The following is a 14,150-nucleotide window of genomic DNA, read 5'->3' on the forward strand; positions in this document are numbered from 1 at the left end:
GTTCAGCGCGGCTTGTACGGCGCGGGAATGAAGCGCTCGCCCGGCTTCACGCCCGCCTTCGACAGCACGTAGTCGCGCGAGCGGGTCAGGTCGCCGAGCACCTGGCGCTCGTCAATTCCAGTCAGCTTGCCGCCGCGCTTGACCACCCGTCCGGCGACCCACACCGTGTCGACGAGCCCTGGATGCCCCGCGAGAACCACCGCGCCGACCGGATTGTTGAGCGGCGCCATTTCGAGGTTGTCCGCGCGGATCATCACGATGTCGGCGTCCTTGCCCGGCGTGAGCGAGCCGATCCGGCTGTCGAGACGCAGCGCCTTCGCGCCATTGATCGTCGCGAACTCGATCGCGTCCTGGGTATTGACCGGCAGACGCTCCACCGAATAGCCGCCGTGATCCGCACGGTCGTGCGCCCATGCGCGCTCGACGAGCAGCACCGTGCGCATCACCTGAAAGAGGTGACCGCTGTTGCAGGTCGCGATGTCGATGCCGAGCGTCGGGCGCATGCCGACCTTGAGGAGACGCCCGGTCACCGGCCAGCCGTGCCCCATCTGCAACTCGATTTCGGGCGTCATCGACGCCGAACATCCCGAGTCGGCCATCAACTGGAATTCGTCGTCGGCGAGCGAATTGCAATGCGAACAGATCACGTCCTCGCCAAGCAGGCCGTTCTCCGCGAGCCACGCGACCGGACGCCCTTTTCCCCACGCGCCGTCGCCGACGTGAACCGAAATCAGCGCACCGAGATCGCGGGCGAGCGCCCAGTCGTCGCGCGTGACGGCTTCGGTCGCGTACTGCGGGCCGCGCAACGCCATGCCGAGCTGCACCAGATCGTCCGACGAGGAGAAGTGTTGCAGCTTCACGCGCCGCACGTCCTCCGAGGTCGGCAGGTTGCTGACCGGCAGCCATTCTTCGTTCGAGTTGCCGTAGCACATCACGAAGCGGCCGCGGGATGCCTTCAGCGCTTCGACCGCCGCGTCCGTGTGCTCGGGCGTGTTCATGTTGTGCGACCAGTCGAGCACCGTCGTCACGCCGCCGTTCAGCGCTTCGTACGCGCCCGCGAGATTCGAGATGTAGATGTCCTCCGCGCGGAAGTGCTCGCCGAGCTGGCCGCGCACGCCCGCGAAGTACTGGTCCAGCGTCCAGTCCGCCGCGATGTTGCGCAGCGTGGTCTGCCAGATGTGCCGGTGCGTGTCGACCATGCCCGGCATCACGATCGTGCCCGTGCCGTCGACGGTTTCGGCGCCGCCGGCGTCGAGTCCGCGCCCGACTGCGCGGATTTTCGTGTCTTCGATCAGCACGTCGCAGTGGTCGACGTTGCCGATCGCCGGGTCCACGCTGATGACGCTCGCGTTGCGAATCAAGGTGCGCTGTACCATCATCCCCTCCATCAATGAATAAATAGAACTACCGGTCGTTTGCAGGCCGGCCCGCGTTACAGACCCGTAACGGTTTCAGAAATAGTGAACAACGCCGGCATACGCCCCCTGCTGGCTGCGGCCTGACTTCGGCGGCGCGTCGCTCACCTCGACGGGAAACGCCGCGTTGCCGCCGTTGAACATGCTGCCGAACGTCGCGTAGAGATTGGTCCGCTTCGACAGGAAGTAGTTGGCGCCAATCACGCCCAGCGTGCCGCTGCCGCCGCCGTGATTCACGTTCGCGTGATAGACGGCGGCGATCAGCTGCAACTCCACGTTCACCTGGTAGTTGACGCCGAGCCATTCCATCTGGTTGCGCGTGGATGCGGTGGGATTGGTCGCGTCGGCGATCGTGTCTTCACCCGACGATGCGATCAGGCTATACCCCGCATAGACTTTCGCGCTGCCGATCTTGTAGCTGCCGCCAACGAGGTATTCGCGCGACGCGCCGTAAAGGCTCGACAATTTCCCGTTCGCGTCGCGCAGCTCCTCGTACAGCGCGCGGACGTCCAGCGTGCCGTCCGTATAGCTCACGCTGCCGCTCAACTGGTGATTCGCGCGGAAGTTGCCCGCCTCGTTGCCGAGGCCCGTTTGAAGACGGAACGCGAACCCGCCGAATTTCGCCGAATTGAACGTGATCGCGTTCGACCGCGGCCCCCAGTTGCGGCCGTAGACGAGCGTTTCGAGACCCATTGCCTGCATCCCCGTCGGATCGATCGCCCAGCCTTCGCCGTCCGTGAGACTCATCGCGCGGCCCAGCAGGATCGTGCCCCAGCTGCTGCCCGACAGGCCGACCACGGCATACCGGTTGAACAACCCGTCCGACACGCCGGTTCCGGCCGTGAACATGTTTTCGAGGTTGAAGACCGCATGCAGCCCGCCGCCGAGATCCTCGTCGCCTTTCAGGCCCCACATGCTGATGCCCCACTGGTTGCTGCCGAAGCGCAGCGCGTCGTTCGACTGCCCGTTCGCCGTCGCCACGTGATTGACGTAATCGACGCCCGCCACCACACGCCCGTACAACGTAGCGGACTGTGCGTGGGCCCCGCTGACCGAGAACCCCATGGCCGCGGCCATCAACATCCTCTTCGACACAATCAATTCGATCTCCAATGTTCCTGACATGAATAAATCTGACCTGAGCCGCCCGCCGGCCCGCCGCACTTCTATCGGGTGCTTGATCCGGACTGTATGATTCATTCAAATGTTCGAACATTCGTGAAAACCCGTGGGTTATGCTAGGATCGCGAAAAGCGACGCTTTTGCGTCTTTCGTGTGCCGGTTCATTGCGAACCCTTCATTGCGAACCCCTTACCCGCCCTCGTTGCCATGACCGTTATCCAGGACGACGCCGTCGAAGCCGCCTTCGCGACTACCCAGCCCCGCCATGTCGATCTCGCGCGCGCGCTGATGCAGGACATCCGCAATGGCAAGCCGCCCGTCGGCGAGTTGCTGCCGACCGAGGCGGAGCTATGCGAGACGTGGAATCTGAGCCGGTATGCGGTGCGCCAGGCGGTGCAGAAGCTGTGCAACCTCGGGATGATCAGCCGCCAGGCGGGCGTCGGCACGCGGGTCATCGCGGACCGCCCGCAGACGCGCTATGTGCAGTCGATGGATACGTTGAGCGACCTCGTCCGCTATGCGCAGGGCACGACGCTTCAGGTGTCCGCGCGCAGGACGATCCAGGCCGACGACGCGCACGCCGCGCTGCTACACGGTTCGCCTGGCGCGAAGTGGTTGCATATCGCCGGCGTGCGGCACGGCGACAACGCCGCGACCGAGCCGATCGCGCTGGTCGACATCTACGTCGACAAAGCCTTCAGCCAGTTGCCGGGGCTGACAAAAACGCTCGATACACCGGTCTATACGATGGTCGAAGAGCAGTACGGCATCAGGATGACGCGGGTCGAGCAGGAAGTTCAGGGCTGGCTGATCGAGGGAGAACAGGCGCGGACGTTGCAGGTGAAGCCCGGCTCCGCGGGGTTGCGCATCATCCGGACTTACTTTGTCCGCGACAAGGCGATCGTGGTCACGACCGGCATCCACCCTGCCAGCCGCTTCAGCTATTCGACGACGTTCCAGCTGGCGCAGACAGCCGGTTAGCGATGAGGGGTGAAGCGGGGCCCACGTGAGCGCCACCGCCCCATCCGGGCGACGCTATGACTCTTCGATCTGACTGAATCGCACCGCCAGAAAATCGATCAGCTTTCGCACCGAGGGCAACAGGCCACGTCGCGAAGGGAATACCGCGTGGATGATTCCACCCTTCGGTTTCCACGCGGGAACGAGCCTGACGAGCGCACCGCTCGCCAGCTCGTCGCACATCATCATCACGGGCAACTGGACAATGCCCGCGCCCGCCACGGCGGCCTGCCTCAAGGCGATCATGTCGTCCGTGACGAAGCGCGGCGTATGACGAATCGCCGCCGACCCCGCCGGCCCTTCGAGGTGCCAGACATGCTCGCCGTGCGGCGGTCCAAAATCCAGGCTGGGCAGCACGGCCAGATCGGCCGGCGTGGCGGGCACGCCGAGCCGGTCCAGCAGCGACGGGCTCGCCGCCAGACACCAGCCGCGTTCACCCAGCACTTTCATCACGAGATCGCTGTCTTTCAGAGGCGGCGGGCGCACCCGTATCGCCACGTCGATGCCCTCGCCGATCACGTCGACCGCGCGATTGGTCGCCTCGAGATGCACCGTGACGCGCGGCGTTTCCGCCATGAAATCCGCTAGCATCGCGCCCACGCGCGCGTGCAGCAGCGCCACCGGGCAGGTCAGCCGGACAATGCCCTGCGGCTCGGAACGGTTGAGTTCGATCGACTGTTGCGCCGCTTCCGCCTCGACCAGCATGGCCTTGCAATGGCTGTAGTAGCTCTGGCCAGTTTCGGTGACCGTGAAACGCCGCGTCGAGCGCTGGATGAGCCGCACGCCGAGGCTTTCCTCCAGCAGCGCGATTCGTCTGCTGAGCGTGGACTTCGGCATGCCGAGCGCCCGCCCGGCCGGCGCGAACCCCTGATATTCGACGACCTGCGCGAAGAAGTAGAGATCGTTGAGATCCTGCATCGGGTGCCGTCCAGCGTTCCATTCATGAGACACAGAGGATAACCCACACCCTCTACCGGACAGCGTGCCGCGGGCCTATCTTGTTGACATGCAAACGAGGTCGATGCGGCCTCAACCATGAACAGGAAACAACACCATGAAGAAGATTCTCGGCTTGTACAGCAACACCGGCTCGCACTGGGTAGGTGACGGTTTTCCGGTGCGCACGCTGTTTTCGGACGGCACGGTGGGAAGCCATCTGAGCCCATTCCTGATGCTCGACTACGCCGGCCCGACGCACTTCACGCCGACCGCGCAGAAACGCGGCGTCGGCCAGCATCCGCACCGCGGATTCGAAACCGTGACGATCGTCTATGACGGCGAACTCGAGCATCGCGATTCGTCCGGCGGAGGCGGCCGCATCGGTCCCGGCGACGTGCAGTGGATGACGGCCGGCGCCGGTATCCTGCACGAGGAATTCCATTCCGGCGCATTCGCGAAGAATGGCGGCACGCTGGAAATGGTGCAACTGTGGGTGAACCTGCCGGCAAAGGACAAAATGACGTCGCCGCGCTATCAGACCGTGCTTTCGACGGATATCCCCTCAGTCGCGTTGCCTGACGGCGCGGGCCGCGTGCGGGTCATCGCGGGCGACTACGAAGGGCACACAGGTCCGGCATCGACATTCACGCCGATGGACGTGTGGGACGTGCGGCTGAACGGAAAGCACACAACCCGTTTCACGCTGCCCGCCGGGCGCCCGGTTGCGATTGTCGTCCTGCACGGCCAGGTACGGGTCAACGGCGAGGAGACGGTCGGCGAGGCGCAACTGTCCCTGCTCGGGCGCGAAGGGACGGAGGTGCAGCTCGATGCGACCGGCGACGCAACGGTGCTCGTCCTGAGCGGCGAGCCTATCGAGGAACCGGTTGTCGCGTACGGACCGTTTGTCATGAATACGACGGAGGAAATCCGTCAGGCGGTTCATGACTTCAATGGCGGGCGCTTCGGGCAGATAGCGGCAAGATGACCCGCGTGGCCCAGTTGTTCTGCGAACCGCAGGACGACTGGGCACACCGCGAAACGGCACTGGGACAATGTCGTGGAGTCGTGCGGCGATTTTTGAGCGGCTTCTGAAGGCATATCGAACGCCCGATGCCAGCGGACGGCGCACGGTCGCACCGATGTTATGATCGGCAACACCTTGCGCCCCAGAGCGCGCTTTCTGCATCGTTACATGGATACCCACACCTTCAAGCCGGCCGAATCGCCCACGTCCGATCTCGGACGACGCGTCCGTGCCGCACGGGTCGCACACGACCTGACGCTGGAAAACGCGAGCCGCCTGTGCGGCGTGTCGCGCTCGACGCTGTCGAAAGTCGAAAACGGCCTGATGTCGCCGACCTTCGACGTGCTGCAGAAAATCGTCAACGGCCTGAAGATCGATCTGGGCGAACTGTTCGGCTCGACGCAGAAAGTCAGCGCGAGCGGGCGGCGCGCACTCACGCGCAAGGATGCGGGGCAACGTCACGCGTATCGCGGCTATCAGATGGAACTGCTCGCCACCGACCTCGCGCACAAGGCGATGCTGCCTTTTCGTATCCGCATTTCCGCGCACACGCTGGACGCGTTCGACGACTGGGGTCGTCACGAAGGCGAGGAATTCCTGTATGTGATCAGCGGCAGCGTGTGCCTCTATTCCGAGCTGTATGCGCCAACGCATCTGAACGCCGGCGACAGTCTTTACTTCGACAGCCGCACAGGGCACGCGGCGGTGTCCACCAGCGAGGAAGACGCCGAAGTGCTGTGGATGGCGACGGGCTCGGATGCCCCGCAACCACCCGTCGAAGCCGCGGCGAAGAAGTAAGTCGCGTTGCCTCCGGGGCGCCTTAAGCCCCACCATCAGTCACCATCAGCCCCACGCATCGGTACCGGCTGAAGCACCCCCCAAGCGGAAACGCCTGCGCTAGAATTACTGTATATTTATACAGTATTTGGTGAGCGATCCCGTGAACTCCGCCTCCGGCAATTCCGAGCAGTTCCCGCAGCCCGGTAAGGCGTCGTGCCGGCTTGATGCCGTAATCGACTCAACGCTGTATCCCGGCTCGGGGGGCATAACGCTCTGGCGGGCGTCGCAGCTTGCGCGCAGCCGGGGCCGTACCGTGGACACCGGGTATGCAGCGTTGTCGGCGGAGCTGCCAGGCGGGGGCTGGCCCGTTGGCGCGCTCGTCGACCTGCTGGTCCAGCAGGCCGGTGTGGGTGAAATGCGGCTGCTTCGTCCGGCGCTCAGTGAAATGGGCAAGCGGCCGGTCGCGTTGGTGCAACCCCCGCATGTTCCGAACGGACCTGGCCTTGAGTACATCGGCCTTTCCCCACAGCACCTGATACAGATTCGGGCCTCGAAGACAGCGGACGCGTTGTGGGCAGCAGAGCAGATTCTGCGCGCCGGCAGTTGCGGCGCACTGCTGTTCTGGGCGCAACACGTTCAGACTTCGTCGCTGCGGCGGCTGCATCTCGCGGCACAGTCCTCGGAAACGTTGTTCTTCATGGTCCGCCCACTGGCATCCGCACAGGATGCCTCTCCAGCCGTTTTACGGCTGGCGCTCCGGCCAGAGCGCGACGGTCTGACCGTCGACATCACGAAGCGACGAGGTCCAGCACGCGCGGAACCTCTGTCCATTTCTCTTCAACCAGCACCCGTCCTGTTTTCGCACCATGCGCGTATTTCTCGCCATTCACCTGCCCCGGTTGCAGCTCGAGGTCTTCCGGCCAAAGTGGCTGCCTGAGCCCGCACACGGCTGCGTGGTCCTCGACCGGGACAAGGTACGCATCGCAGACGGGGTCGCCCGGTCCGCGGGCGTGCGGGTCGGCATGAAGCGCGGCGGTGTGTTGACGCTCACGCCGGAGGTAGAGCTGTATGAGCGTGAACCCGGCCGTGAACATGCCGCGCAACGCGAAGTGGCAGTGGCGCTCATGCGGTTCTCACCCGATGTCGTGGTGCTCGAAGAGGCTGTTGTCATCGTGGACATCGGCGCAAGCCTGCGTCTGTTTGGCGGACTGCCTGCTGTATGCCGGCAGGCGAAAGCGATACTCGACGCCATTGGACTGACCGCGCGGATCAGTGCCGCGCCCACTGGCCAGGGCGCATGGCTGCTGGCAAAGCACCGGAACCGGCGCGTACTCAAGGTCGACTCGCTCGAACGGCAACTGTCCGCATTGCCGCTGCTGTCAGTACCGGAAGTGCGGCCGTTTGCAGACTGGTTCGCAGGACTGGGCTGCGAAACGATTGCAGATGTGCGACGCCTGCCGCGTGCCGGACTGCAACGCCGTTGCGGCGAGCACCTGCTCGATTCGCTGGACCGCGCTTTCGGCACGGCGCCCGAACTGTTTGACTGGCTGGAATTGCCGCCAACGTTTTCCGCGCGCATTGAAATGCCCGACCGCATCGAGCATGCGGAAGCGGCGCTTTTCGGCGCGCATCGCCTCGTCGTGCAACTTTGCGGCTGGTTGTGCGCGAAGCAACTGGCGCTCACGGGCGCTACGCTTCTGCTTGAGCACGAGCGTGGCAGGCAGGCCATCGAGCCGACACCCATTGAAATTGCACTGGGAGAGCCGACGTGGCGCGAGGACCATCTTGTGCGGCTCATCAAGGAACGGCTTGCCCGCGTGGAACTGACCGCGCCCGTTATCGCGCTGCGACTCGATGCATCGAACGTGCAACCCGCGGTACCGGCGTCCGGCACGCTCTTTCCAGAGCCTGGCGGCTCGACCGGGGACCATGCCCGTCTTGTCGAACTACTGGTGGCAAGGCTCGGCGAAGAAAACGTGCTTCGCCCCGCGCCGACCGCGGACTATCGGCCTGAAGTTGCGAATCGATGGGTGCCGGTCGGCAGCGCGTCGAAAAGCACCACGCTTCCAGAGGGGCTCCCACGGCCGACCTGGCTTCTGGAAAAGCCCGTGCGCCTGCTGATGCGCAAGCACCGGCCTTTCTATGGTTCACCGCTGCGCCTTGTGTCGCCGGGAGAGCGCATCGAAAGCGGGTGGTTCGATGGCGAACTCATGACGCGTGATTATTTCGTCGCCCAGGGCGAAGACCAGAGCTGTTTCTGGATATATCGTGAGCGCAAAAGCAGCCGCGACGCCGAAGAAGAGCCGCGCTGGTTCCTCCATGGCCTTTTCGGATGAAGCGCCATGGACACGACCTTCAACGTTCTGCCGGCGTACGCCGAACTGTTCTGCTTTTCAAATTTCACGTTCCTGCACGGCGCTTCCCATGCAGAAGAGCTGGCCAAACGCGCGGCGCAACTCGGCTACTCGGGTCTGGCGATCACTGACGAATGCTCGCTTGCGGGTATCGTGCGGGCGCACGTCGCGGCGAGAGAAGCCAGGCTTCCGCTCGTCATCGGCTCGTACTTCCGGCTCGTCAATGCCGATGACTCACCGGCGTTCGGCCTTATCCTCCTTGCCCAGAACCGCGAGGGATACGGGAACCTCTGCGAACTGATTACGCTTGCCCGCACGCGCGCGCCCAAAGGCCAGTACCGGCTGACGCCGCAGGACCTGTCGCGGCCGGACCGCGAAAACAGCCACCTGCGCGGCATGCCAGACTGTCTCGCGATACTGGTACCCGACTTTCCCGCGAAAGAGGATGTGCTGGATGCGCAGCTTGAATGGCTCGACCAGACGTTTTCGGGGCGCGCGTGGTGCGGGTTGGTGCTGCATCAGCGGGCGATGGATGACATCCATCGCGGCGCCGTCGAATACGTTGCCGACAGGCACGGCATCCCTGTCGTCGCGCTCGGCCACGTGGTGATGCACGTGCGCTCGCGCAAGCCGTTGCAGGATACGTTGACGGCCATTCGCACCGGCCGGCCGGTGCATGAATGCGGGTACGACCTGGCGCCAAACGCGGAGCAGCATCTGCGGTCCCGTCTGCGACTCGCAAACCTTTATCCGGAGTACGCGCTTGGCGAGACGACCCACATCCTCGCGCATTGCACGTTCTCGCTGGATGAACTCCGGTACGAGTATCCCGACGAACTGGTGCCACCCGGATTTACCCCTGCGTCCTATCTGCGGCAGGAGACGTACATCGGCGTACAGCGGCGCTTCCCTTCAGGCATTCCGCACAACGTTCAGGCGCAGATCGAGTACGAACTCGAGCTGATTGCAGACCTGCAATACGAGCCTTACTTTCTCACCGTATATGACATCGTGCGGTTTGCGCGCAGCCAGCACATTCTGTGTCAGGGACGAGGTTCAGCCGCCAATTCAGCCGTGTGCTACTGCCTGGGCGTGACGGAAGTCGACCCGGCGCGCGGCAACATGCTTTTCGAGCGTTTCATTTCGAAGGAGCGTGGCGAGCCGCCCGACATCGATGTCGACTTCGAGCACCAGCGACGCGAAGAGGTAATCCAGTACATCTATCGCAAGTACGGCCGCAACCGTGCGGCGATTGCGGCGGCCGTATCGACATACCGTGCGCGCGGCGTGTTGCGGGAAACGGGCAAGGCGCTCGGCGTCGACCTGCAGATAGTCGATGCGGTGGCGAAGTCACATCAATGGTTTGATCACAGTGCGGGCCTGCTCAAGCGCTTTGAAGAGTTCGGGCTGAATCCAGAGACGCCTGTCATCCGGGCGTGGGCATCACTGGCCGCGCAGTTGCATGGTTTCCCCCGGCACCTGTCGCAGCACTCGGGCGGTTTTGTCATCAGTCGCGGAAAGCTCACGCGCCTCGTGCCCGTTGAAAATGCGGCCATGGCCGACCGCAGTGTGATTCAGTGGGACAAGGACGACCTCGAGTCACTGGGCCTCCTCAAGGTTGACGTGCTGGCGCTCGGCATGTTGTCGGCAATTCGTCGCACGCTGGACCTGATATCAGACCAGCGCGGTGAGCGATTCGAGATGCAGGACATCCCTGCCGAGGACCCGGAAACGTACGAGATGATTTCGCGCGCAGACGTCGTTGGCGTGTTCCAGATTGAGTCGCGCGCGCAGATGAGCATGCTGCCAAGGCTCAAGCCTCGCATTTTTTATGATCTCGTCATCGAGGTTGCGATTGTTCGCCCGGGACCCATTCAGGGTGGCGCCGTTCACCCATATCTGCAGCGCCGGCAGGGATTCGAGCCGGTGACTTTTCCCAGCAAGGCACTTGAAACGGCATTGGGCCGCACACTGGGTGTGCCGATTTTTCAGGAACAGGTGATGCAAGTGGCCATTCTGGCCGCAGGCTTCACCGCCGGGGAAGCGGACCAGTTGCGAAGGGCGATGGCAGCCTGGAAGCGCAAAGGTGGCCTGGATCAATACTACGATCGCATCGTCAATGGCATGCTTGAGCGCGGGTACGACAGGACATTTGCCGACGGCATCTTTCAGCAGATTCTCGGCTTCGGCGAGTACGGTTTTCCAGAGAGCCATGCGGCTAGTTTCGCGCTGCTGGTATACACGAGCAGCTGGCTAAAGCGTCATGAGCCTGAAGCGTTTCTTGCGGCGATGCTGAACTCCCAACCCATGGGTTTTTACTCGCCGTCGCAACTCGTTCAGGATGCGAAGCGCCATGGAGTCCAGGTACTGCCGGTGGACGTCACGATAAGCGGCTGGGACTCGTCGCTCGAGCAAACAGATGGCGCCGGGAAGCCAGCCGTCAGGCTGGGCTTGTCACTGCTCCGGGGCATGCGGGACGGCGCGGCGGAGCGTATTGAGCATGCACGCGCCGTGCGGCAGTTCACAACCGTGTCCGACCTCGCGCGACGCGCCCAGCTGGACCGTCACGACCTGCAGGTGCTTGCCGCGGCGAATGCCCTGTCATCTCTTGCCGGCAATCGACGCGAAGCGCTGTGGCAGTCGGTTGCCTCGGTGCCTGACAAAGACATGCTCCCGGGTGCAAAGATTGAAGACGACACGCCAAAGCTGGGTGCGCCCTCCGAAGCGGAAGATATCGTCGGTGACTACCGGTCCATGGGACTGACACTTGGGCGACATCCTCTTGCACTGCTGCGCCCGCAGTTGCTTGCAAAAAAACTGATGCCAGCCTCGACGTTGCAGACCTACCGGAACGGCCGGCTCGCGCGCGGCTGCGGCATCGTCACCGTGCGTCAACGGCCAGAGACCGCGAAGGGCGTTATTTTTATCACCATCGAAGACGAGACCGGCAACGTCAACGTTATCATCTGGCCCAAGGTGCTTGAGAGGCAGCGCAAGGAAGTCCTTGGCGCATCGTTGCTCGGCGTGCTGGGTGTATGGCAGTGCGAAGGCGAGGTACGACATCTCGTGGCTCAACACCTCATCGACATGTCGCGTCTCCTCGGCGAGCTGCCATCCATGAGCCGTAATTTCCATTGATTACGTAACCCTGGGCCCAAAACCGACATCGGACACACGTCGCCGTTTCAATCGATTCGTTTCAACATCCCTGGCGTGCTTCGGCAAGCGCCTTGAGATTGCCTTCGCCGAAACCGTGATGACCACGCCGCTGGACGATTTCAAAGAAGATCTCGCCCGGATTGCGTCTGACAAACGTCTGGAAGAACAGCAGCGGCACGCCATCGGCGCCGATCTCGCCATCCACGAGAATGCGGCCGCGCCGCAGCTGCTCGATATCGAGTCCGTGTCCGGGAAGCCGCGCGTCGATCTGCTCGTAGTAGCGCGGCGGCGGCTCGACAAACGCCAGGCCGTTCGCGCTTAACGCCTCGACGCACCTGAAAATATCGTCGGTGGCGAGCGCGATGTGCTGCACGCCCTCGCCCGGATGATCGGGCAGATAGTCGTGCATCAGGTTCGTACGCGGCGTGCCTTCCTCATACAGCGGAATGCGGATCGCGCCGCATGGCGACACCATCACGCGCGAATCCGCCGACACGTGCCAGTTCGCGTGCAACTCATGAATCTCGCGAAAGTTGAGCAGCCCGCGATAGAAGTCGAGCCATTCCTGCATGCGGCCCGCGCCGACCGTCTGCGTCAGATGGTCGACCGCGACGAGGCCGGTTCCCGCGTGGCTCAGATCGGCCTGCGCGGTGTCGACGTCGATCGGCCGGAAGTCGATATCGAAGATCGAGATATCGCCAAGGCCGCCCTGCTGGCCACCGCGTCCGCGCCAGCGATCGACGAAATAAATGTGCGAATCGCCGATGCCCTGAATGGCGGGAATCCACAGCTCGTTTCTGCCGACGCTCTCGCCTTCGAATTCCCACGCACCGAACTCGATCGCGCGATCGAACGCCTGCTGCGCGTTCGCCACGCGAATGCCGATCGCGCACACGCCCGTGCCGTATTCCTCCGCGTAGCGCGAGGCGAACGAATCCGGCTCGGCGTTCAGCAGAAAATTCATCTCGCCCTGCCGGAACAGCGTGACATCCTTGCTGACGTGGCGGGCAATGGCCTTGAAGCCGAGCTGCGTGAACGTGCGGCCAAGCGCCTGCGGATCGCGCGCGGCGAACTCCACGAACTCGAGGCCGGCCGTGCCGAGCGGATTGTGTTCGACGTCGGCGATGGCGCCGAGGGCAGCGGTCGGACTGGGCAGATCGCTGGACATGGTTTTCTCCTTGACTGATGCGGTAACGCCTGACTGCCGTGCGCGCCGATGACCCCATAACGCCCGGCGCCTTGTGAACCGTGTTTGTACACCGTCCGCGTGATCTCCCGCAACCCGCATTTTGTACCGGCCGGTTCACGCCCGTCCAGATTCGCTAGCGCTGTGCTGTCATGGCAATCAATTGCGATCAGCGTGCCGGGTCGCGGCGTTTGCGCGCCCGCGGCTTCGCGGCGGCGGGCGCGATGCGCTGCCGCGTGACGGCGCGCACGGCGTCGATCAGCGCGCTTGCAACCGGCGAGGGCTGCGTATCCGTGCGCAGGATCAGCCCGACCGGCTCTTCTGTTCCCGCGAACGGCAACGCGAGGCGCACCAGCTCACCGCGCGTCAGATCGTATTCGACCGCGCTGACGGGCACGAACCAGACCGCGTCGTTCTCGAGCGCCAACGCGCGTCCGATGGACACCGACAGCATTTCCACAAACGATTTTAGCGGCGGCGCGCCCCACGCCGCGAGCAGGCTTTCCGCCGACTGCCGGATCAGCGTGCCGTACTGCGGCAACACGACCGGAAAGCCTTCGAGCAGCGCAGCGGGCGGTGCCGTACGCGTCGCGAGCGGATGCCCGGCGCGCACGACCGCGACGAGCGGCTCGCGATACAACTGTTCGAAGCTCAGGCCGACCATCCGCTCCGGATCGGCGAGTCGCCCGATCGCGCATTCGATCGCGCCCGCCTTCAGCCGCGCGAGCAGATCCGCGTTCGACGCCGTCATGAGCCTGACCACGACCTGCGGCCACTGCATCGTAAAGCGCTTCAGAACCGGTGGCACGAGCGCGTTGGCAACGGTCGGAAGAATACCGACGTCGAGCGTGGCGGGCGCCGCGCCCTCCTCGCGCGCGAGCAGATCGACGCCCTGACGCAGCGCGCTGACGCAGGCGCTCGCGTGCGGCATGAAAAGCTGCCCTTCGCGCGTGGGCACCGCGCCGTGCCGGCCCCGCTCGAAGAGCCGCACGCCGAGAATCGACTCCAGCTCGGCGACCGTCTTCGAGACGGCGGGCTGCGTAATCGACAGGCTCTCGGCGGCCTTCTGCACGCCGCCGAACTGCGCGACGGCAAGAAAGCACTGGAGATGACGGAATTTGACGCGGCTGTCCGCGAGACTTCGTTGCATA

At 63.9% G+C, this 14,150-nt stretch carries 11 protein-coding genes; 6 read left to right on the forward strand and 5 right to left on the reverse strand.

Going from position 1 to position 14,150, the window contains the following annotated elements; all coding sequences use genetic code 11:
• Positions 1 to 2: 2 nt before the first annotated feature.
• Both BLV45_RS21020 and BLV45_RS21025 read right to left on the reverse strand, forming a co-directional pair.
• Entirely contained in the window at positions 3 to 1,376 is a 1,374-nt protein-coding gene (locus BLV45_RS21020) for an amidohydrolase family protein (protein ID WP_090536043.1), read from the reverse strand.
• A gap of 75 nt (positions 1,377 to 1,451) precedes the next feature.
• A complete protein-coding gene (locus BLV45_RS21025; RefSeq protein WP_090536045.1) occupies positions 1,452 to 2,540 on the reverse strand; it encodes a porin in 1,089 nt (362 codons plus the stop codon).
• 204 nt (positions 2,541 to 2,744) lie between these two features.
• Between BLV45_RS21025 and BLV45_RS21030 the strand changes: the two genes are divergently transcribed.
• Positions 2,745 to 3,518 (forward strand): GntR family transcriptional regulator, encoded by a 774-nt coding sequence (locus BLV45_RS21030; protein ID WP_090536046.1) that lies wholly within the window; start codon positions 2,745 to 2,747, stop codon positions 3,516 to 3,518.
• Positions 3,519 to 3,572: 54 nt separating this feature from the next.
• Here BLV45_RS21030 and BLV45_RS21035 read toward each other — a convergent pair whose 3' ends face one another.
• Positions 3,573 to 4,475, reverse strand: coding sequence for a LysR family transcriptional regulator (locus BLV45_RS21035; protein ID WP_090536048.1), 903 nt, complete (start codon positions 4,473 to 4,475; stop codon positions 3,573 to 3,575).
• Between the two features lie 136 nt (positions 4,476 to 4,611).
• Here BLV45_RS21035 and BLV45_RS21040 point away from each other — a divergent pair, with 136 nt between their 5' ends.
• The 5 genes from BLV45_RS21040 to BLV45_RS21060 all read left to right on the forward strand — a co-directional run bounded on the left by BLV45_RS21040 (position 4,612) and on the right by BLV45_RS21060 (position 11,792).
• Complete coding sequence (locus BLV45_RS21040; protein ID WP_090536050.1) at positions 4,612 to 5,481, forward strand: pirin family protein; 870 nt, start codon at positions 4,612 to 4,614, stop codon at positions 5,479 to 5,481.
• 207 nt (positions 5,482 to 5,688) lie between these two features.
• The gene (locus tag BLV45_RS21045) at positions 5,689 to 6,318 is read left to right on the forward strand and encodes a helix-turn-helix domain-containing protein (RefSeq protein ID WP_090536345.1); all 630 of its coding nucleotides are present in this window, start codon (positions 5,689 to 5,691) and stop codon (positions 6,316 to 6,318) included.
• Positions 6,319 to 6,532: 214 nt separating this feature from the next.
• Positions 6,533 to 7,237, forward strand: coding sequence for a translesion DNA synthesis-associated protein ImuA (gene imuA / locus BLV45_RS21050; protein ID WP_143130461.1), 705 nt, complete (start codon positions 6,533 to 6,535; stop codon positions 7,235 to 7,237).
• On the forward strand, positions 7,167 to 8,636 hold the full coding sequence (locus tag BLV45_RS21055) for a Y-family DNA polymerase (RefSeq protein ID WP_176954223.1): 1,470 nt from the start codon (positions 7,167 to 7,169) through the stop codon (positions 8,634 to 8,636). The genes imuA and BLV45_RS21055 overlap by 71 nt, the downstream gene beginning before the upstream one ends.
• Positions 8,637 to 8,642: 6 nt before the next feature.
• The gene (locus tag BLV45_RS21060; RefSeq protein ID WP_090536052.1) at positions 8,643 to 11,792 is read left to right on the forward strand and encodes an error-prone DNA polymerase; all 3,150 of its coding nucleotides are present in this window, start codon (positions 8,643 to 8,645) and stop codon (positions 11,790 to 11,792) included.
• 61 nt (positions 11,793 to 11,853) lie between these two features.
• Here the strand turns inward: BLV45_RS21060 and BLV45_RS21065 are convergent, their stop codons facing one another.
• The gene (locus BLV45_RS21065) at positions 11,854 to 12,981 is read right to left on the reverse strand and encodes a 4-hydroxyphenylpyruvate dioxygenase family protein (protein WP_090536054.1); all 1,128 of its coding nucleotides are present in this window, start codon (positions 12,979 to 12,981) and stop codon (positions 11,854 to 11,856) included.
• A gap of 187 nt (positions 12,982 to 13,168) precedes the next feature.
• Positions 13,169 to 14,149: a pca operon transcription factor PcaQ gene (gene pcaQ / locus BLV45_RS21070; RefSeq protein WP_090536056.1), complete on the reverse strand. Its 981-nt coding sequence runs from the start codon at positions 14,147 to 14,149 to the stop codon at positions 13,169 to 13,171.
• Between the last annotated feature and the right edge of the window lies 1 nt (position 14,150).

It is taken from the genome of Paraburkholderia sartisoli, from assembly GCF_900107685.1.
GTDB lineage: Bacteria > Pseudomonadota > Gammaproteobacteria > Burkholderiales > Burkholderiaceae > Paraburkholderia > Paraburkholderia sartisoli.

What these genes read in the sequence shown, in the direction of transcription:
- BLV45_RS21020 (WP_090536043.1), bottom strand. Translation starts at nt 1,376, where the DNA reads ATGGTACAGCGCACCTTGATTCGCAACGCGAGCGTCATCAGCGTGGAC.
- BLV45_RS21025 (WP_090536045.1), bottom strand. Translation starts at nt 2,540, where the DNA reads ATGTCAGGAACATTGGAGATCGAATTGATTGTGTCGAAGAGGATGTTG.
- BLV45_RS21030 (WP_090536046.1), top strand. Translation starts at nt 2,745, where the DNA reads ATGACCGTTATCCAGGACGACGCCGTCGAAGCCGCCTTCGCGACTACC.
- BLV45_RS21035 (WP_090536048.1), bottom strand. Translation starts at nt 4,475, where the DNA reads ATGCAGGATCTCAACGATCTCTACTTCTTCGCGCAGGTCGTCGAATAT.
- BLV45_RS21040 (WP_090536050.1), top strand. Translation starts at nt 4,612, where the DNA reads ATGAAGAAGATTCTCGGCTTGTACAGCAACACCGGCTCGCACTGGGTA.
- BLV45_RS21045 (WP_090536345.1), top strand. Translation starts at nt 5,689, where the DNA reads ATGGATACCCACACCTTCAAGCCGGCCGAATCGCCCACGTCCGATCTC.
- BLV45_RS21055 (WP_176954223.1), top strand. Translation starts at nt 7,167, where the DNA reads ATGCGCGTATTTCTCGCCATTCACCTGCCCCGGTTGCAGCTCGAGGTC.
- BLV45_RS21060 (WP_090536052.1), top strand. Translation starts at nt 8,643, where the DNA reads ATGGACACGACCTTCAACGTTCTGCCGGCGTACGCCGAACTGTTCTGC.
- BLV45_RS21065 (WP_090536054.1), bottom strand. Translation starts at nt 12,981, where the DNA reads ATGTCCAGCGATCTGCCCAGTCCGACCGCTGCCCTCGGCGCCATCGCC.
- pcaQ (WP_090536056.1), bottom strand. Translation starts at nt 14,149, where the DNA reads ATGCAACGAAGTCTCGCGGACAGCCGCGTCAAATTCCGTCATCTCCAG.